The organism is Pseudomonas sp. SED1, from assembly GCF_034044025.1.
Taxonomy (GTDB): domain Bacteria; phylum Pseudomonadota; class Gammaproteobacteria; order Pseudomonadales; family Pseudomonadaceae; genus Aquipseudomonas.
In genome coordinates, this window is record NZ_JAXCIS010000051.1 from 118,980 (window position 1) to 137,737 (window position 18,758).

15 protein-coding genes are annotated in these 18,758 nt (G+C 61.5%); 9 read left to right on the forward strand and 6 right to left on the reverse strand.

Translation table 11 applies throughout. From position 1 onward, the window contains the following. The first annotated feature begins 37 nt into the window (after positions 1 to 37). From SNL23_RS07515 to SNL23_RS07525, 3 genes are all read left to right on the forward strand, one after another. Entirely contained in the window at positions 38 to 244 is a 207-nt protein-coding gene (locus tag SNL23_RS07515) for a hypothetical protein (RefSeq protein WP_076017579.1), read from the forward strand. Between the two features lie 116 nt (positions 245 to 360). Continuing rightward, positions 361 to 2,259, forward strand: coding sequence for an alkaline phosphatase D family protein (locus tag SNL23_RS07520; RefSeq protein WP_318301937.1), 1,899 nt, complete (start codon positions 361 to 363; stop codon positions 2,257 to 2,259). Positions 2,260 to 2,420: 161 nt separating this feature from the next. Further along, positions 2,421 to 3,434 carry a sensor domain-containing diguanylate cyclase gene (locus SNL23_RS07525; protein WP_167664560.1) on the forward strand — a complete coding sequence of 338 codons (1,014 nt, stop codon included), beginning with the start codon at positions 2,421 to 2,423 and terminating at the stop codon, positions 3,432 to 3,434. Between the two features lie 4 nt (positions 3,435 to 3,438). On the opposite strand, the gene SNL23_RS07530 is transcribed toward SNL23_RS07525, so the two are convergent. Then, the gene (locus SNL23_RS07530) at positions 3,439 to 4,467 is read right to left on the reverse strand and encodes an amino acid ABC transporter substrate-binding protein (protein ID WP_318301938.1); all 1,029 of its coding nucleotides are present in this window, start codon (positions 4,465 to 4,467) and stop codon (positions 3,439 to 3,441) included. Positions 4,468 to 4,661: 194 nt separating this feature from the next. Here SNL23_RS07530 and SNL23_RS07535 point away from each other — a divergent pair, with 194 nt between their 5' ends. From SNL23_RS07535 to SNL23_RS07560, 6 genes are all read left to right on the forward strand, one after another. Next, complete coding sequence (locus SNL23_RS07535) at positions 4,662 to 5,528, forward strand: LysR substrate-binding domain-containing protein (RefSeq protein WP_218585910.1); 867 nt, start codon at positions 4,662 to 4,664, stop codon at positions 5,526 to 5,528. 89 nt (positions 5,529 to 5,617) lie between these two features. Continuing rightward, positions 5,618 to 6,868: a 2-aminoadipate transaminase gene (locus SNL23_RS07540; RefSeq protein WP_318301939.1), complete on the forward strand. Its 1,251-nt coding sequence runs from the start codon at positions 5,618 to 5,620 to the stop codon at positions 6,866 to 6,868. A gap of 138 nt (positions 6,869 to 7,006) precedes the next feature. Next, complete coding sequence (locus tag SNL23_RS07545; RefSeq protein ID WP_318301940.1) at positions 7,007 to 7,456, forward strand: helix-turn-helix domain-containing protein; 450 nt, start codon at positions 7,007 to 7,009, stop codon at positions 7,454 to 7,456. Continuing rightward, positions 7,453 to 8,730 carry a type II toxin-antitoxin system HipA family toxin gene (locus tag SNL23_RS07550; protein ID WP_318301941.1) on the forward strand — a complete coding sequence of 426 codons (1,278 nt, stop codon included), beginning with the start codon at positions 7,453 to 7,455 and terminating at the stop codon, positions 8,728 to 8,730. The genes SNL23_RS07545 and SNL23_RS07550 overlap by 4 nt, the downstream gene beginning before the upstream one ends. A 213-nt stretch (positions 8,731 to 8,943) precedes the next feature. Next, on the forward strand, positions 8,944 to 10,281 hold the full coding sequence (locus SNL23_RS07555; RefSeq protein ID WP_318301942.1) for a carbohydrate porin: 1,338 nt from the start codon (positions 8,944 to 8,946) through the stop codon (positions 10,279 to 10,281). Between the two features lie 101 nt (positions 10,282 to 10,382). Next, entirely contained in the window at positions 10,383 to 12,800 is a 2,418-nt protein-coding gene (locus tag SNL23_RS07560) for a glucose/quinate/shikimate family membrane-bound PQQ-dependent dehydrogenase (RefSeq protein ID WP_318301943.1), read from the forward strand. 60 nt (positions 12,801 to 12,860) lie between these two features. On the opposite strand, the gene SNL23_RS07565 is transcribed toward SNL23_RS07560, so the two are convergent. The 5 genes from SNL23_RS07565 to SNL23_RS07585 all read right to left on the reverse strand — a co-directional run bounded on the left by SNL23_RS07565 (position 12,861) and on the right by SNL23_RS07585 (position 18,731). Then, entirely contained in the window at positions 12,861 to 15,197 is a 2,337-nt protein-coding gene (locus tag SNL23_RS07565) for a putative bifunctional diguanylate cyclase/phosphodiesterase (RefSeq protein ID WP_318301944.1), read from the reverse strand. 205 nt (positions 15,198 to 15,402) lie between these two features. Next, complete coding sequence (locus tag SNL23_RS07570; protein ID WP_318301945.1) at positions 15,403 to 16,575, reverse strand: ABC transporter substrate-binding protein; 1,173 nt, start codon at positions 16,573 to 16,575, stop codon at positions 15,403 to 15,405. Continuing rightward, positions 16,572 to 17,546, reverse strand: coding sequence for a CobW family GTP-binding protein (locus SNL23_RS07575; protein ID WP_318301946.1), 975 nt, complete (start codon positions 17,544 to 17,546; stop codon positions 16,572 to 16,574). Before SNL23_RS07575 ends, SNL23_RS07570 begins: the two co-directional genes overlap by 4 nt. 119 nt (positions 17,547 to 17,665) lie before the next feature. Then, positions 17,666 to 17,968 carry a hypothetical protein gene (locus SNL23_RS07580; RefSeq protein ID WP_076017591.1) on the reverse strand — a complete coding sequence of 101 codons (303 nt, stop codon included), beginning with the start codon at positions 17,966 to 17,968 and terminating at the stop codon, positions 17,666 to 17,668. A 13-nt stretch (positions 17,969 to 17,981) separates the two neighbouring features. Continuing rightward, positions 17,982 to 18,731 carry an SDR family NAD(P)-dependent oxidoreductase gene (locus SNL23_RS07585; protein WP_318301947.1) on the reverse strand — a complete coding sequence of 250 codons (750 nt, stop codon included), beginning with the start codon at positions 18,729 to 18,731 and terminating at the stop codon, positions 17,982 to 17,984. Between the last annotated feature and the right edge of the window lie 27 nt (positions 18,732 to 18,758).

Genomic DNA, 18,758 nt, shown 5'->3' on the forward strand with positions numbered 1-18,758 from the left:
AGGGAGACCCCTCTATTTTGAAAAAAGGAAAATTGCCATGATCAATGCTATGAACGGCCCCTTCGCACAATTGCACACACTTCCTGCACAAACCGAACAACCTGCACCGGTGCGCAACAAGCGAAGCCTTGAGCCATTTGCCGAAGAGAGAAACACCCTTGACCACATCGGCGCCTCTGCCAGCGACCGGGGTCGTAATAACTCCGGAGGCCTGGACAGCCTCGGCCGCGGCAACCTGCTTTAATTCCACCTGGCCGGAGGGCGGCACCGCCGCCCTCTCACGTTGTTTCTCCTTAACAAAACACTGACATCCACTGCGCTACCCTTCGCGCTTTAACCTTGCCCTGAGCCGCTGCCTTGATGCCTCACCCCGACACACTTCCTGCTGTACTCGCCGGCCCGTTGCTGCGACGCCTGGAGCCCCGGCGCCTGCTGATGTGGCTGGTGGGAAGTCGTGCCCTGGCATTGACCCTGAGGCTGCAACCCGCCCAAGGCGAGAGGCTGGATATCGAACTGGACGCCAGCCGCTGCCAGGTCGTGCCTGTCGGGCGCCAGGCTTTTATCCACTTGATCGACGTGCCGCTGGCCGACGCCCTGCCCCAGGACGTGAGCATCGGCTACGACCTGCTGGTAAACGGAGCCGGCATCGCCGAGTGGGCACCGCACCTGCTCTACCCGGGCGCCCAAACCCCGAACTTCGTCCTGCACAGCCGCATCCACCAATTGGTACACGGCTCATGCCGTAAGCCCCACCACCGTGCCGAAGAAGGTTTGCTGTGTGTTGACCGACTGCTGGCCGAGTCGACCACGGTCGAAGAACGCCCGGCCTTGTTGATGATGAGCGGCGACCAGGTCTATGCCGACGATGTCGCCGGGCCAATGTTGCGCGCCATTCATGCGCTGATCACACGCCTCGGCCTGTTCGACGAACACCTCGAAGGTGCCGTCGTCGACAACAGCGCAGCACTCTATGAGCATGCCGCCAGCTACTACAATCGAGCCGATCTGTTGCCCGCCCTGGAGAGCAACGAGACCCTGCGCGAGCGGTTTTTTGGCGGCGTGAAGAAGCCGATTTTCACCAGCAGCAGTGCCGACAACCACCTGGTGAGCTTCGCCGAAGTCATGGCGATGTACTTGCTCGCCTGGTCACCCGTGTCGTGGGCCCTGATCAACCCGCAAGCGCCGCAACTGCGCGCCGAAGGGCACGTACGCTACGCCCACGAGCAAGTGCAGATCGACAAGTTTCGGGACGGCCTGGGTGGCGTGGCCAGGGTAATGGCCCACCTTTCGTGCCTGATGATCTTCGATGATCATGACATCACCGACGACTGGAACCTCAGCGCCCAATGGGAAGAAACGGCCTACGGCCATCCGTTCTCCAAGCGCATCATCGGCAACGCGCTGCTGGCTTACATGCTGTGCCAGGGCTGGGGCAATAACCCGGATGTGTTTGACACAGTCATAGGCAAAACCCTGGCCCTGACCACGCAAACCCATGGCAACTACCTGGATGCTGATGCGCAGGATGAGCTGGTAGACGAACTGCTGAAATTCCAGCAATGGCATTACGTGCTGCCCACCACGCCCGCGCTGGTAGTACTCGACACCCGCACCCGACGCTGGCGCAGTGAGTTCAACCTCAAGCAACCGTCCGGCCTGCTGGACTGGGAAGCCTTGAGCGAACTGCAACAGGAACTGCTGGACCACCCTTCGGCGATCATCGTCTCACCGGCGCCGATCTTCGGCGTCAAGCTGATTGAGACCGTGCAGAAAGCCTTCAGCTGGTGCGGCTACCCGCTGCTGGTAGACGCGGAAAACTGGATGGCCCATCGCGGCGCGGCGCAGGTGATCCTCAACATCTTTCGCCATTCCCGCACCCCGGGCAATTACGTGATCCTGTCCGGAGACGTGCACTACTCGTTCGTCTACGAAGTGCTGATCCGCCACCGCAACGCCGGCCCGAAGATCTGGCAGATCACCAGCAGCGGCATCAAGAACGAATTCCCACCGCGTCTGCTGGAATGGTTCGACCGCCTCAATCGCTGGCTCTACTCGCCCCGCTCGCCGTTGAACTGGCTGACACGACGCAGACCCATGCAGGTAGTGCCGCATATTCCGGAACACGCCGAGGCGGGTGAGCGGCTGTGGAACGCTGCAGGGATCGGGCAGGTGTTTTTTAACCAGCAAGGGCAGCCTGAGGCGATCTATCAACACAATGCCAATGGTGCGCCGAAGACGAGGATGGTGCCGCCAAATTAAAGGCTGCCTCCTAACAAATAGTGGCCTTGAGCCACACCCTCGACTAGACCAAAGCACCCCTTTCTAAGCGCCAAAGCGCCGTTGTACAGTACCGTCAGCCACGGAGTATCGGCGTCAACAGTAACTGGCCATGAGAGCCAGCCCCACGCAAGGAGTGCGCAATGGACGATACATCCGGCCAAGAACCCTCAAGGAGCGACTTTACCGACCTCAACGCCGACATGCTGCACGCCATCATGGAGCTGGTCAGCGATGGGATCTGGGACTGGAACGCCAACAGCGGGTTCGTCTACCGCAACCCCGGCTGGTACGAAATGCTCGGGTACGCCCATCACTCCCTGGAAAACAGCGTATTCACCTGGGAAAACGTGATTCATCCCGAGGACTACCCTCAGGTGATGGTGCTGTTCGATAACTACATCAACCGCCGCACCACTCACTATCAAGCCGAATACCGCTGCCGCAAGAAAGACGGCTCCTACTTGTGGATCGAAGACCGTGGCTACGTGATCTCACGGAACGACGACGGCTCGGTAGCACGCATGGTCGGCGCCCACCGCAGCATCCAGGCACGCAAACAGTCCATCGAACAGTTGGAACGGCGCAATCAATCCCTCGAAGCCCTGGTGGCCGAACGCACCCGCGAGCTGTCGCGGGTCAATCAACAACTGCAGTTGCAACTGGATGAGAACCGCTCCCTGGCAGAGCGTGACGCCCTGACCCGTGTGGCCAATCGTTACCGCCTGGAGCGTGCCCTGCTGGAAGAATGCGATCGCGCCCAACGATTTCGCCTGCCGCTGTCGCTGATTGCCATGGACGTTGATGACTTTAAGCCGATCAACGACCAGCACGGCCACGCCGTCGGTGATGAAACCCTGGTGCATGTGGTGCAATGCCTGGAAGCCTGCTTGCGCCACGGCGACTTGCTGGCCCGCTGGGGCGGTGATGAGTTCATGGTGATTGTACCCAAAAGCACGTTGGAAACCGCGCGGGAACTGGCCGAGCGGATGCGCTGTGTGCTCAAGGAGCTGCCCGCCGTGGGCAATTTCAAAGTAACGCTGAGCCTGGGCGTGGTGGAGCGGCGCAACGAAGAATCACCCACAAGCCTGATGGCCAGGGCCGATCAGGCGTTGTATCGCTCCAAGGCGGCGGGCAAGGACACCGTGTCTGAGTAAACCTTCAGCGAACCGGCGGCGCGTACTGGATGCCGCCGTTGCTCCACAGCGCATTCAGGCCACGCTTGATCTTCAGCACACTGCCCTGGCCGATGTTGCGCTCGAACACTTCGCTGTAGTTGCCCACTTGCTTGACGATCTGCACCACCCAGTCCTTGCGCAGTTTCAAGTCCTTGCCGTAGTCACCGTCTGCGCCCAGCAGACGGGCGACATCCGGGTTCTTGCTGGACTTGGCCTGCTCTTCGACGTTCTGCGAGGTGATGCCCATTTCCTCGGCGTTGAGCATGGCGAACAACGTCCACTTGACGATGCTGAACCACTCGTCGTCGCCCTTGCGCACCAACGGGCCCAGCGGCTCCTTGGAAATGACTTCCGGTAACACCACGAATTCATCCGGGTGAGCCATCTTGATTCGCTGGGCGTACAGGCCCGACTGGTCGGTGGTCAGCACGTCGCAGCGGCCGGCCTCCAGCCCCTTGGCGCTTTCGTCGGCGGTGTCGAAGGTGATCGGCGTGTACTTCAGGCCGTTGGAGCGGAAGTAGTCCGAGACGTTCAGCTCGGTGGTGGTGCCGGCCTGGATGCAGATGGTCGCGCCGTCCAGGTCTTTGGCGCTCTTCACACCGAGCTTGGTGTTCACCAGAAAGCCGATGCCGTCGTAGTAGGTCACGCCGGTGAATACCATGCCCATGCCGGCGTCGCGGGAACTGGTCCAGGTAGTGTTGCGGGAAATCAGGTCGATCTCGCCGGACTGCAACGCGGTGAAGCGCTCCTTGGCGGTCAACTGGCTGAACTTCACTTTCGACGCGTCACCAAACAGCGCGGCGGCGACGGCGTGGCACACATCCACATCGATGCCGGTCATCTTGCCGTTGGCGTCCGGCACGCCAAAACCCGGTAAACCATCGCTGACCCCACACTGGATAAAACCCTTCTTCTGGATCGCATCCAGGGTCGCCCCCGCCTGCGCGCTCCCGGCCAACCCCAATACTGCGGCGGCGGTGAATGCCGCCAACGTGGACTTCATATTCTTCATGCAAGGCGCTCCCTGTCGGTCTTTATTATTCGGCGCCAAAAACCCGCGCCATTTATAGTGTTGCCGGTCAGTATCAACGGCTTTACACCTTGGCCACAAACGACGTTTAGGCAAAGGCTCCTTCCGATTTGGAATGAACTCGGCTATTTGAAAGGATCTGCGATCCCGTGATTTCGAAACGCTTGACCCCTTCGATGACTGCCCTGCAGTGCTTCGAAGCCGCCGCCCGGCACTTGAGCTTCACCCGCGCCGCCGAAGAGCTGCACCTGACCCAGAGTGCGGTGAGCAAGCAAGTCGCGCAGCTGGAAGAGATGCTCTGCCACCCGTTGTTCCAACGGGTGCGCCAGCGTCTGTACCTGTCGCCGGCAGGCTCGCTGTACCTGGAGGAAGTACGCAAGATCCTCAACCAAGTGGATATTTCCAGCCGCTACATCCTGACCTATGGCGGCGAAACCGAAGTGCTGCGCATTGCCACCCAGCCGACCTTCGGTGACCGCTGGCTGGTGCCCAAGCTCAAGGATTTTGCCGCGCGCCATCCCAATATCCACCTGGACGTGCGCAATGAACTGGAGCCGTTCGACGTATTGCAGGCCAAGGCCGACATCGCGTTCTTCTTCGGCCAGGGATCGTGGCCGGGAGCGACCTGCATCGAGTTGTTTCGCGAGGCCGTGGTACCGGTGTGCGCACCCGGGTTTGTTGCCGCAGGCAGCGACGCCTCGTCCCGCCACACGTTGCTGCAATGCACCTCGCGTCCCGAAGCCTGGCACGAGTGGTTTCTGGAACAAGGCCTGCATTCACAAAACAGCTACCACGGGCCGCGCTTCGACACGTTCTACATGTGCATTCGCGCGGCGCAATCGGGGTACGGCGTGGCGTTAGTGCCGCAGTATCTGGTGGCCGAGGAATTGGCGAACGGCAGCCTGATGATCCCTTGGGATTACGCGATGCCCAGCGCCGGCGCGCACTTTATCGCCCATGCCGAACATGCCGGGGGGATTCCAAAAGTGCAGGCGTTTTTGAGCTGGATGGTGGAGTACACCACAGCACATCCCGACTTTTAATAATGACCCGGCGACTTTATTTCGTTTGCGGGGCAAGGCGGCTCACGGCTTAGATAAAAGGACGCATCCTATTCTTGAGTCCCGGATCCATGAGCCGCGAAACCATCAGCCAGTCGATTTCCATCGTCCACCCCATCAGCCTCAGCCATGGCAAGAACGCCGAAGTCTGGGACACCACGGGCAAGCGCTACATCGATTTCGTCGGTGGCATTGGCGTACTCAACCTGGGCCATTGCCACCCGCGCGTGGTCGAGGCGATCCGCGAGCAGGCGACAAAGCTCACCCACTACGCCTTCAACGCCGCGCCTCACGCGCCCTACATCGAACTGATGGACCGCCTCACCGCGTTCATCCCGGTGGATTATCCGGTCAGTGGCATGCTCACCAACAGTGGTGCGGAGGCGGCGGAAAACGCCTTGAAAATTGTCCGCGGCGCGACGGGTCGCACCGCGGTCATTGCCTTTGACGGGGCGTTTCACGGACGCACCCTGGCCACCTTGAACCTCAATGGCAAGGTCGCGCCGTACAAACAAAAAGTCGGCGTACTGCCGGGGCCGGTGTTCCACCTGCCATTCCCCAGTCGCGACAACGGCGTGACCTGCGGCGAAGCGCTGAAGGCAATGGACCGCCTGTTCAGCGTGGAAATCGACGTCGACGACGTGGCCTGTTTCATCATCGAACCGGTGCAGGGCGAAGGGGGCTTCCTGACGCTGGACGTGGAATTCGCCCAGGCACTGCGCCGCTTTTGCGACGAGAAAAACATCCTGCTGATTGCCGATGAAATCCAGTCCGGCTTCGGCCGTACCGGCCAGCGTTTTGCGTTCTCACGCCTGGGCATCGTGCCGGACCTGATACTGCTGGGCAAAAGCATCGCCGGCGGTGTGCCGCTCGGCGCAGTAGTGGGTCGCAAAACGTTGCTCGACAACCTGCCCAAAGGCGGCCTGGGCGGCACCTATTCCGGCAACCCGATTGCCTGCGCGGCGGCGTTGGCGACCCTGGATGAAATGACGGATGAACACCTGAAAAGTTGGGGCACGCAGCAGGAAGAAGCCATCCTCAGCCGCTATGAATCATGGCGTTCGAAAAAGCTCTCGCCGTACCTCGGCCGCTTGACCGGCGTGGGCGCCATGCGTGGTATCGAACTGGCCAACGCCGACGGCAGCCCGGCACCACAACAACTCACCCAACTGCTGGCCTTGGCCCGCGACGCTGGTTTGCTGCTGATGCCCAGCGGCAAATCACGGCACATTATCCGCCTGCTGGCGCCGTTGACGATTGAGGCAGTGGTGCTGGAGGAAGGGTTGGATATTCTTGAGGAGTGTTTGGTGAAGTTGGCTTAGGTCAACCCACGACAACAAAACTGCAATTATTTTAGCTGTAACACTACAAAACAGCCAAAATAATTGCAGATCCATTGCTCACCAATAGTGCTATTATTCCTGCATATTCTTCTCGAAAGCGCCGGAATAATTGCACCCATGGCCAACAAAACCGCTCCGCTACTCCCTATGACCCAGCAATTGCTGGCGGACTTGGGCGAACGCCTGCGCTTGGCGCGCTTGCGTCGCAAGCTCACCGCCAAACAAGTGGCGGAGCGTGCCGGTATGTCACTCATGACCCTGCGTGCATTGGAGCGAGGCTCTACGGGAGTGACCATCGGCGCCTACCTGTCCGTATTGCAAGTGCTCGGGCTCGAACAGGATGTAGCCTCGATCGCTGAAACCGACACAGTAGGACGCCATCTGCAAGACGCCGCGCTTACAAACAAAAAGCAGGGGGCAACCAAGCCTCGCGTGAAGAAGGCTGCACACACGTCGTCTGCCACCATCGCGCCCTCAGTCTCCCCCCAGGCACAAACGGCCTCGAAACTTTCGGCCCTGATCGTCAAACCCGTCAGCCGTTCCAGTGACGAGTCATCCAAGCCATGACCCGTATTCTCGTTTATGCCGACTGGGATGGGCTCGATCATGCCCGTCGCCTTGGCGTACTGCATGCGCGCCAAGGCGGTCCAAGTGAGTTGTTTGAGTTTGAATACGACCGTGAGGCGCTGGCTGATCCGCAGTTGGGCCTGACTCAACTTGACCCGCGCCTAGGCTTGTTCGAAGGCCCGCAGTTCCCCCCGCAAGGTCGCGATACCTTCGGTGTATTTGCCGACTCCAGCCCCGACCGATGGGGGCGCATGCTGATGAAGCGTCAGCTGGAACGCGATAAACGAGCGGCAAGAGTTGCACCCCACACTCGGCTTATGGAGTCAGACTTCCTGTTGGGTGTACACGATACCTTCCGCGTCGGCGCGTTGCGTTTCAAGCAAGATGACAGCGGGCCCTTTCTGGACAATCAGGACAGCCTGGCGGCGCCGCCACTGATCAAACTGCGGGAACTGGAAGCAGCCAGCCGCGCCCTGGAAAACGATACCGACAATACCGCCGTCGAAGGCACCGACTGGCTGCGGATGTTGATCGCACCCGGCGGCTCGCTGGGTGGCGCACGCCCTAAAGCCAGCGTGGTCGACCCCGATGGGCATCTCTGGATTGCCAAGTTTCCGAGCCTGCGCGATGAGCACGATGTGGGAGCCTGGGAATACATCGTTGGGTCTCTCGCCGAGGGCTGCGGTCTGCGCGTCGCCCCCATGGATGCAGAACGCTATGCCAGCGAGCATCACTGCTTCAGGGTTAAACGTTTTGACCGGTCTGCTCAGGGGCGACGTTTGCATTTCGCCTCCGCCATGACCTTGACCGGGCATACCGATGGTGACGATGCCTCGACTGGCGTCAGCTACCTGGAACTTGCGCGGGTGTTGATCACGCAAGGCGCCGATACCCAAGCTGACTTGCGCGAACTGTGGTGTCGAATTCTGTTTAACGTGTTGGTTTCCAATACCGATGATCACTTGCGTAACCACGGCTTCCTGCTGGAACCGGGACGGGGCTGGCGGCTCTCTCCTGCCTACGATATGAATCCCGACCGTTACGGTCATGGCCTGAAACTCAATATCAGCGAACATGACAACGCTCTGGATCTGGAGTTGGTGCGATCAGTCGCCGGGATCTTCAGGGTGCCACTCCCGGAGGCCGACACGCTTATCGAACGTTTCAGGGGCGTTGTGAATCAGTGGCCAACGCTGGCCAATGCAGTGGGCATCTCAAGACGTGAGCAGGACGAAATGAGCCCCGCCTTCAAGTTGTCCAAAGGCGCACAATGACCCAGCGACGCCACTATTACCAAATCCGAAAGAATCCATCTTCCGTTTAGCCCTTTCTCTCCCCGCGTCGGGGCTTTATCCTTGTCGGCAACAAACTGAAACGTTTCATCATTCCATAAAACATCGTCCGCCCGTGTTCAACGCCTTTGTGCGAACGCGCCAGGTCGCTGTTGGCGTTTCAAAACCATAAAATATTAAGACCCCATTTTGCCTATGCCTGCTTTCCCAAACCTGCGCCTGTGCGCTGCGCTGCTGCCTTTCGGTCTGGCCACCTGTGCCCAAGCCGCTCCTGCCTTTGACGCTGAATCACCGTGGATGCTGGGTGATTTCGGCGGAGCTCGGACAGCGCTGTCTCAAAAAGGCTACGACTTCAAGTTCGACTACACCGGCGAGATGGGCAGCAACCTGCACGGCGGCTCAGACCACGACCGCACCGCGCGCTACAGCGATCAGTTCGGCCTGGGCACGCACCTGGATCTGCAGAAGATCCTCGGCTGGCACGACGCCGAGTTCCAGTTGACGGTGACCGAGCGCAGCGGCAACAACATCACCAACGACCGCGTCAACGATCCGCGTGTGGGCGGGTTCACTTCCTCCCAGGAAGTCTGGGGCCGTGGCCAGACCTGGCGCCTGACGCAGATGTGGTACCAGCAGAAGTTCTTCGACCAGAAGCTCGACATCAAGGCCGGCCGTTTTGGCGAAGGCGAGGACTTCAACAGCTTCCCCTGCGACTTCCAGAACCTGGCGTTCTGCGGCTCGCAGGTCGGCAACTGGGTGGGCAGCATCTGGTACAACTGGCCGGTGAGCCAGTGGGCGCTGCGGGTCAAGTATCACCTGACGCCCGAGCTGTACGCCCAGGTCGGCGCCTATGAACAGAACCCGTCCAACCTGGATCGCGGCAATGGCTTCAAGCTCAGTGGCAGCGGCACACAAGGCGCCCTGCTCCCGGTGGAACTGGTGTGGACACCCACGCTCAACGGCCTGCCCGGCGAATACCGCGCCGGTTACTACTACAGCAGCGCCAAGGCCAGCGACGTCTATAAAGACCGCAACGACCAGCCGGCAGCCCTCAGCGGCGAGGCCTATCGCAGCGCCTCCAGCAAACACGGGGTGTGGCTGGGTGTGCAACAGCAAGTCACCAGCCTGGCTAGCGACCATTCGCGAGGCTTGAGCGTGTTCGCCAACGGCACGATGCACGACAAGAAAACCAACGCTGTGGATAACTACGTGCAGGCCGGCGTGGTCTACAAGGGCCCGTTTGACGCCCGCGCCAAGGACGATATCGGCTTTGCCGTGGCCCGGGTGCACGTCAACCCGGCCTATCGCAAGAACGCCGAGGCGAGCAACCAGGCCCGTGCGGTGTACGACTTCGATGACCCGGCCTATATGCCGATTCAACACACCGAATACAGCGCCGAACTCTATTACGGCATCCACGTCACCCACTGGCTGACCGTACGCCCGAACCTGCAATACATCCGTCACCCCGGAGCCGTGGCCCAGGTGGATGACGCGCTGATCGGCGGGATCAAGCTGCAAAGTTCCTTCTGATTTCTGAATAAACCTAATTTGCCCTGAACCATGCCTGCGCCGGAACGTCATCTACAGTGAACTGTGCGCAATCAATTCAAAACGTAACGGAGAACCACACTATGAGCACTGATGGTGCTTCAAGTCCAAGTCGCCTGCTGCCCAGGCTACTGGGGATCTTGCTGCTGATAATGGGCCTGGCCTTGTTGGCCGGGGGGATCAAGCTGAGCATGCTCGGCGGGTCGCTGTATTACCTGCTGGCCGGTCTCGGCATCACCGTCACCGGTCTGTTGCTGCTGGCAACACGCCGCGCGGCGCTGGGCTTGTACGCACTGGTGCTGTTTGCAAGCACCGTCTGGGCGCTGTGGGAAGTCGGCCTGGACTGGTGGCAACTGGTGCCGCGCCTGGCCCTGCTGTTCGCCCTCGGCATCGTCATGCTGCTCCCGTGGTTCCGCCGTCCATTGCTGCGTGGCCAAGCCGCGCCGCTGGGCACTGGCGCCCTGAGCGTCGCCGTCGTGCTGGCCGGTGCTGCTGCCTTGGCCAGCCAATTCACCGACCCGGGTGCCATGGTCAAAAAAGGCCAACTGGACCGCGATGCGGTGCCAGGCATGGCCAGCGCCGCGCCAGCTCAGGCGGATGGTGACTGGAACTCCTATGGCCGCTCGGCCTTTGGTGACCGTTACTCGCCACTGGCGCAGATCACCCCGGAAAACGCCCACAAGCTGGTTCCAGCCTGGACGTATCGCACTGGCGACATTCCTGGCCCAGGCGATCCCGGTGAAACCACCGCGGAAAACACCCCGCTGAAAGTCAACGGCATGCTCTACGTGTGTACACCACACAGCCAGGTCATTGCCCTGGACCCGGACACCGGCAAGGAAATCTGGCGTTTCGATCCGAAGATCAGCAGCGAAGGCGCTGCCAACTTCAAGGGTTGGGCGCACATGACCTGCCGTGGCGTGTCGTATCACGATGACGCGGTCTACGCTTCCGAGCAGAGCCCGACTGGCAGCGCCAGCCCGGCCGCCGCGCCGAATGCCTGCCCGAAACGCATCTTCGTACCTACCGCCGACACCCGTCTGATCGCCCTGAACGCCGACACCGGCAAGATGTGCGAAGACTTTGGTGACAAAGGCCAGGTCGACCTGCGTGCCAACATCGGCACCTTCGCCCCGGGCGGTTACTACTCCACCTCGCCACCGGCCGTTACCAAGAACCTGGTAGTGATCGGCGGTCACGTGACCGACAACGTCTCCACCGACGAGCCAAGCGGCGTGATCCGTGCGTTCGACGTGCACACCGGCAAGCTGGTGTGGAACTGGGACAGCGGCAACCCGGACGACACCACCCCGTTGGCCGAGGGCAAGACTTACACCCGCAATTCGCCAAACATGTGGTCGATGTTCGCGGTGGACGAAAAACTCGGCATGCTCTACCTGCCGATGGGTAACCAGATGCCCGACCAGTACGGCGGCGACCGGACTCCGGACTCCGAGAAGTACAGCGCCGGCCTGACCGCCCTGGACATTGACAGCGGCCACGTGAAGTGGACCTTCCAGTTCACTCACCATGACCTGTGGGACATGGACGTAGGCGGCCAGCCTTCGCTGATCGACATCAAGACCGCTGACGGCGTGAAGCAAGCGGTAATGGCGTCGACCAAGCAAGGCAGCATCTACACCCTGGACCGCACCAACGGTCAGCCCGTGGTGCCGATCAATGAAATCCCTGTACCGCAAGGCGCAGTGGCCGGCGATCACACCGCTCCGACCCAACCGAAATCGGACCTGAACTTCATGCCACCGCCCCTCAAGGAGCGTGACATGTGGGGCGTGACGCCGTTCGACCAGATGCTGTGCCGGATTGATTTCAAATCCATGCGCTACGACGGTCCGTTCACCCCGCCATCGCTGCAAGGTTCGATCGTTTACCCGGGTAACTTCGGCGTGTTCGACTGGGGTGGCATTTCCGTCGACCCGGTTCGCCAGATTGCTTTCGTGAACCCGAGCTACATGGCGTTCAAATCGAAACTGATCCCGGCCGCCGACATCGCCAAGCAAGGCCCACGGGTCAGCGAAACCGAAGGCGTGCAGCCGAACAAAGGCGCGCCGTACGGCGTGATCCTCGAAGCCATGCTGTCGCCACTGGGCCTGCCGTGCCAGGCGCCAGCATGGGGTTATGTGGCCGCGGTCGACCTGACCAACCACCAGACCATCTGGATGCACAAGAACGGCACCGTGCGTGACAGCTCGCCGGTTCCGATTCCACTGACCATGGGCGTACCAAGCCTGGGCGGGACCTTCACCACGGCCGGTGGCGTGTCTTTCCTCAGCGGTACCCTTGACCAGTACCTGCGTGCCTATGACGTGAAAAACGGCAAGCAACTGTGGGAAGGCCGCCTGCCAGCAGGCGCGCAAACCACACCGATGACCTACACCGGCAAGGACGGCAAGCAGTACGTGCTGGTCATGGCCGGCGGTCATGGTTCCCTGGGTACCAAGCAGGGCGACTATGTGATGGCGTTCAAACTGCCGGACTAAGTAACACCGGCAGCAAGACAAAGGCGGCTACCTTATGGGTAGCCGCCTTTTTTTGTGCAGTCACACCGGCATGCGTTCGCGGCGCATCCACATTTCGAAAGCCATAGCGTTCAAGGGCCGACTGATCAGATAGCCTTGGGCCGTGTCGCACTTCCAGAGTTTGAGCAGCTTGAGGCTGGGCTCGAACTCCACACCTTCAGCCACCACTTTGAGCCCGAGGTTGTGGCTCATTTCGATGGTCGAGCGCACGATCACGCCGTCGCCGGAGGTGCTGTCGAGATTGCGCACGAACGACTGGTCGATCTTCAGTTCCTGTACCGGCAAGCGTTGCAGTTGCGCCAGGGATGAGTAGCCGGTGCCGAAATCGTCCACCGACAGGCTGATGCCACAACCGCGCAATTGCTCCAGCACGCTGAGGGCCTGGGCCGGGTTGTGCATGATCGCGCTTTCGGTGATTTCAAAAATCAGTTGCCGGGCCGATACGCGGTAGCGCGCCAACAGCTCGGTAACGCGCAGGGCCAGGCTGTCATCGGCCAGGTCATCCACCGAGATGTTCACCGATAACTGCACTTGCAGCCCGCGCACCTCCCACTCGGCCAATTGCCGAATGGCTTCTTCGATCACCCAGTGGGTAAGGCTACCCATGCTGCCGGTGCGCTCGGCCAGGGGAATGAACTCGGCGGGCGATACCAGCCCAAGGGTCGGATGCTGCCAGCGCAACAGCGCTTCGGCCTGGCGCACATGGCCATGGTGCAAGTCGAGCTTGGGCTGATAACACAGGTGCAACTCGCCCTCCGCCGCCGCTCGGCGCAGGTCGCGGATCAGCGTGATCTGGCGTTGGTGGGCGAGGTCGCGGTCTTGTTGGTAGATCTGTAAATAACCCGGTAACGCGGCCGCATCGTGGCGGGCAAGCGCGGCGCGGCTGATCAGCTCTTCAACCTGCTGGCCGTCGGCCGGGTACGCGGCGATGCCGATGCTCACCTCGTGGCGCAGTTCATCGCCGCCGATGCGCTGGGGCTCGGTCAGCAGCCCATACAGGCGGTCAGCCAAGGCCACGACACGGTCGATCTCGGTGTTTTCCAGCAGCAGTAAAAACTCGCTGCCGGTGATGCGCGCGGCGGTGTCACTGGCCGAGAGGCTCGACAACAGGCAGCGGCTGGCTTCGCGGAGCATTTCTTCCACACCTTCCGGCCCATAGCTTTCATTGATCACCCGGTAGTTTTCAATCCCCAGGTACAGCAACACCACGGGCCGGCCGGCGCTGATGGCACTGCCCAGGCGCTCCATGGCCAGCGCCCGGTTGGGCAGGCCGGTGAGCGGATCGTGCAGGGCGTTGTGGGCCAGTTGCCGTTCGCGCACGGCGATCCTGGTTTGCATGGCGTTAAAGGCCTGGGCCAGCAGGCCGAACTCATCATGGCTGCGCACCCGCACTGGCGTACGGTAATCACCGGCACCGATGCGTTCGGCCGCCTGCACCAGCGCATTGAGTGGGCGCGAAACCCGACGCGCCAGGAACAATGCGCCCGCCAGCGACACCAGCAGCACCACCAGGGCGATTGCGAGAAATTGCCGGTCCAGCGGCGCGAAGGATTCAAGGGCGTGGTCCAGCGGGCTTTGCAGCAGCACCCGCACCTCACCGCCGTCTGCGGTGTTACCCAGCGGCAACACCTGGCTGAGGTAACGCTGGCCGTGAAACAGGTTCAGTTGCGCCTTGGAATTGATGTACGGCGCCTGCAAGCCAGCGGCAATTGATGCCTGCAGTGCCTCGGGCTGAGTGCTGAACAGTTCCCCGGGCTGGCCGTGCTGCGCACTGAGGAACGACACCTCAAGGTTGCTCATGGAGCGCAATTCACTGGCGAAGATTTCGTCCATGGGGAAGCCCATGGCGACACGGGCAATCGGTGTGAGGTCGACGACGTCCTGTTGCACCAGCAGAAAAGGCCGGCCATCCAGGGCTACGATCAACATTTGCAGGCCGCTGCGCCGGGCCTGGCGCAAGGCGTCGTTGTAGGGAAAAGGCTGGCCCGGGGTCAGCGCCTGTAACGTGCTGACCATCACCTTGCCGTCGAGGCCCAGCACAAATACTTCACTGGACGTCAGGCCGGTGCCATGCCGGCGCAGGGCGGCGAGAATCTCGGCGGGCTCACCCTCGGCGACAGACTGGCGGAAGGGCAGGTCTGCCGTGAGCCAGTTCAAGCCGTATTGCAAACGCCGGCCACGCAGGTCGAGCAGGCGTTCGAACACCTGGCTGCCGGTTTCCAATTGCACTTGGGCCTGGTTTTCGACGGCGTGATTGGTCGCGGTCTTCACCGCGAAATACACCGCCGCCACGACCACCAGTAACAGCAGCGCCAGCACCCCGGCGATCCGGGTTTGAAACGTATGGCGCCACCGCATTTTGTTGCCCTCTGGCAGCGCCCGTCTCCTCCAGCCGAAATCTCCCTTCGTCATACGCGTCCCTCGCGACAGCTGAACTGGCGTCAAATAAATATCCTTTTTTAAAAGGACATTCGAACTATCCAGACTAGCTGCGCAAGAGAAGATGTGCACCCAATAAATACGGGAGTTTTCACGTCATTAATTTGGCGGCATACCGCCATTCCTACATCCGCGCCCGCATGAAATCGCCCCAGCGCCGCACCAGGTAGTTGTGCTCGTCCATCACCGAGTTCCACACCGCGATGTGCCCCATGCGTTGCTCATAGGAGCCACCGTCGCGCACTTCGCCCACATCAATCAACGGTAAGCCATCGCTGCCCAGCAGCTCATCCCGCGCGGGCTGGCCGGCGTACCAGTAATCCCACTCGGCGCTGCTCAGGTGATCACGGCTACGAGCCGGGTTGCCGATGTAATAACCCTGGCGCGCCATCACCGCTCCAGGCCAGCCGGACAGCCACCAGTTGAGGTAGGCATAGGCCGCATCCAGCACCGGGCCCTTGGCATGGCGCGACAACGACAACCCGCCGAACCAGGCGCGATAACCTTCACGGGGCACCGCCAAGCGGTATTTAACCCCGGCCCGGTGCAGGCGCATCAGGGTCGGTGACCACAAACTCTGGATGTCGATGCTCGGGCTGAGCATCAGTTGCGCCGCCTCTTCGTCATCCGACCAGAACGCCGCGAAGTGCCCTTCCTTCTGCTTGCGTACCAGGATATCCGCCAACACATCGATCTCTTCGATGCTCATGTTGCCGATGTCCTTGAAGCTCGCGAGCCCCGCGCCTTGCACCGAAAGTGCCGCGTCGAGGGCGCCGATGGCGGCGTCACTCTGCAGCGCGGTGCGTGCGCCCCAGGCCGGGTCGAGCAGCCAGCCCCAGCTCTCGTTGGCGCGGTTGAACCCTTCGGGCAAGCGCTCAGGGCGGTAGGCGAAACTGTCGGCGTTGTGGGTCAGGGGCAACATGCTGATGCGTTCGGTCACGGTGCTGCCGAGGCTGCCATCGTGCTGCACGAACAAGCGCTCGCTGGGCACACTGCCGCTGCCCAGGCGGTCGTTGGCGGACAAACGTCCGCGCTTGGGCAGGTCGTTGATCTCGTGCCACAGCGCAATGCGCCGGGTGTCGATCGGCTGGATCGCCCGGGCCGGCCACACGAAATCGACGTTGTGAAACCACTGGTCGTAGAGGTCGTAGCTGTCCGGCTGCATCACCGCAATACGCTGGGCCTGCTCGACATCGTGCACCTGATACACCAGGCGAATGCCCAGCTCTTTTTCCGCTCGCACACGCAGGCATTCGAGCAAGGTCACCGAGGTACCGAGGACGCGAAGCGTGATCATGCGGCGAACCTTCTGGAGAACACTTCAAAGGAGCGACGCAGCAACGCCGGGTCGAGACCGCGCAGGATAAACACCAGGCGTGATTGCCGATCGGTCCCCGGCCAGGCAGGCAGGTGAACCGGGGCATGCAGGCAATGCTGCACGCCGTGGATAACAATGGGGGCCGAGCTTGCGTTCACGTTGAGCAGTCCTTTGACGCGAAGAATACGTTCGCCGTGGCATCTTAACAGCATCGATAACCAGACCCCGAACCCCACCCAATCCAGCGGCTGGTCGAAGGTCAGGCAACAGACTTGCGCGGCGCCGTGGTTGGCGGCGGTGGTTTGATGGAGTTGCCAGCGACTGACTTCGGCCGCAGGTTCGGCGCTGCGCAGGCCTTCGCCAAGCAGCAGTTGTTCACCGCTGTCGACGTCACAGGTATTGAGGATCGGCGTACCGGCGTTCAGTGCCTGCAAGTGCGCGCGCAACGGGCCGCAGTCTTCGACGAGGTCGGTCTTGCTCAACAGCAGGCGATCCGCGGCGGCCACTTGCGCCAGCCATTCGGGGTGCAGGCGTTCTTGCAGGGCGGCGTGGCTGGCGTCTACCAACGTCACGACCAGGCCGATATGAAAGCGCCCGCGAAGCTGCACGTCGTTATTCAAGGTGGCGAGGATCGGCGCCGGATCGGCCAGGCCGGTGGTTTCCAGGATCACCCGTTTGAAGGCTGGAATCTCGCCGCGCTCACGGCGCTGCAACAGGCCGAGCAAGGCGTCTTTCAACTCGCCGCGAATCGAACAGCAGACGCAACCGCTGGGCAGCAGCACGGTGTCCGGCGCGACTTCTTCCACCAGCAAATGGTCGATGCCTACGTCGCCGAACTCATTGATCAGCAACGCCGTGTCGCCAAGGCTTTCGCCTTGTAGCAGGCGCTTGAGCAAGGTGGTCTTGCCGCTGCCGAGGAAGCCGGTGATGACGTTGAGGGCGATGCTCATATTTCTACCTCGTTGCTGGCCCCCTGTAGGAGCGAGCTCGCTCGCGAAAAACCTGAGAACGCCGCGTTCAACCAGAGAGGGCGCGTTATCGTTGACGTTTTTCGCGAGCAAGCTCGCTCCTACAGAAGACCCTGTTCCAAATGGTCGAGTAATTTGGGGTCAAGAGGATCCAGCGGCCGACCGAGCATGGTCTCTGCCGCCCGCCACAGCTGATCCAGGCCGCTGGCCAGTTCCTGTTTGCCGGTGGCGCCCAGCAGCAGATAGGACGCGCCCTGGAAGTCTTCGACCTTGAGCCGGAACACCGCCAGCACCTGGTTGATCGCCGCAATGCGGCGCAGGCGTTCGCGGCGACGCGGTAGCTCATCGCCCAGGGGATCGCTCCAGTGCAAGTCTTCGCCCAGCAGGCCGCAGAGTCCGCACATGCTTATTGCCCGCTCATGGCATGACATCGCCGGAGTTCGGGCCGAGGGTCTGGCCGACGAACAGGTTGCCGCCCGGCTCGCTGGCCAGCAGCACCGCGGTGGGCGCAACTTCATCCGCCAGGCCGAAACGGCCCAAGGGCAACTCGGCAGCCTTGGCGCGTTTCCAGGTGTCGCTGATGCCGCCTACCAACGGCGTATCAATCGGCCCGGGCGCAATGGCGTTGACCAGAACGTTGTCCTTGGCCACCTCCAGCGCGAGGGATTTGGTGAAGCCGATCACGCCAGCTTTCGCCGCTGCATAGTGCGTCAACTCGGCGCCGCCCTTGATCCCCAGTTGCGAGGCAACGTTGATGATCCGGCCCCAGCGCTGGCCAATCATGTGGGGCAAGGCGCGCTGGCTGGCGACGAACACGCTGGTGAGGTCGACGCGCAGCATGTCGTTCCACATGTCGATGGTCAGGTCGACGCACCGGGCCTGGGTCAGCATGCCGGCGTTGTTGACCAGGATATCGATGCCGCCGTAGTGGGTGACACAGGCATCGACGCTGGCCTGGGCGCCGTCGACAGTGCCGACATCGGCCACGCACTCGAGGACTTCGGCACCGAGGTTGCGGCAGGTGATGGCAGTTTCGGCGAGGGTTGCGGCGTCGCGGTCGGCCAGCAACAGGCGTGCGCCTTCGACGGCGTAGGCACGGGCGATGGCAGCACCGATGCCGCTGCCGGCGCCGGTGATCACGGCGCGGCGGTTAGAGAGTTGGGGCATGGTGAACTCCTCAAATAATCAAACGGC

Coding starts and splice junctions, on each gene's coding strand:
- SNL23_RS07515 (WP_076017579.1), top strand. CDS start 38: ATGATCAATGCTATGAACGGCCCCTTCGCACAATTGCACACACTTCCT.
- SNL23_RS07520 (WP_318301937.1), top strand. CDS start 361: ATGCCTCACCCCGACACACTTCCTGCTGTACTCGCCGGCCCGTTGCTG.
- SNL23_RS07525 (WP_167664560.1), top strand. CDS start 2,421: ATGGACGATACATCCGGCCAAGAACCCTCAAGGAGCGACTTTACCGAC.
- SNL23_RS07530 (WP_318301938.1), bottom strand. CDS start 4,467: ATGAAGAATATGAAGTCCACGTTGGCGGCATTCACCGCCGCCGCAGTA.
- SNL23_RS07535 (WP_218585910.1), top strand. CDS start 4,662: ATGACTGCCCTGCAGTGCTTCGAAGCCGCCGCCCGGCACTTGAGCTTC.
- SNL23_RS07540 (WP_318301939.1), top strand. CDS start 5,618: ATGAGCCGCGAAACCATCAGCCAGTCGATTTCCATCGTCCACCCCATC.
- SNL23_RS07545 (WP_318301940.1), top strand. CDS start 7,007: ATGGCCAACAAAACCGCTCCGCTACTCCCTATGACCCAGCAATTGCTG.
- SNL23_RS07550 (WP_318301941.1), top strand. CDS start 7,453: ATGACCCGTATTCTCGTTTATGCCGACTGGGATGGGCTCGATCATGCC.
- SNL23_RS07555 (WP_318301942.1), top strand. CDS start 8,944: ATGCCTGCTTTCCCAAACCTGCGCCTGTGCGCTGCGCTGCTGCCTTTC.
- SNL23_RS07560 (WP_318301943.1), top strand. CDS start 10,383: ATGAGCACTGATGGTGCTTCAAGTCCAAGTCGCCTGCTGCCCAGGCTA.
- SNL23_RS07565 (WP_318301944.1), bottom strand. CDS start 15,197: ATGCGGTGGCGCCATACGTTTCAAACCCGGATCGCCGGGGTGCTGGCG.
- SNL23_RS07570 (WP_318301945.1), bottom strand. CDS start 16,575: ATGATCACGCTTCGCGTCCTCGGTACCTCGGTGACCTTGCTCGAATGC.
- SNL23_RS07575 (WP_318301946.1), bottom strand. CDS start 17,546: ATGAGCATCGCCCTCAACGTCATCACCGGCTTCCTCGGCAGCGGCAAG.
- SNL23_RS07580 (WP_076017591.1), bottom strand. CDS start 17,968: ATGTGCGGACTCTGCGGCCTGCTGGGCGAAGACTTGCACTGGAGCGAT.
- SNL23_RS07585 (WP_318301947.1), bottom strand. CDS start 18,731: ATGCCCCAACTCTCTAACCGCCGCGCCGTGATCACCGGCGCCGGCAGC.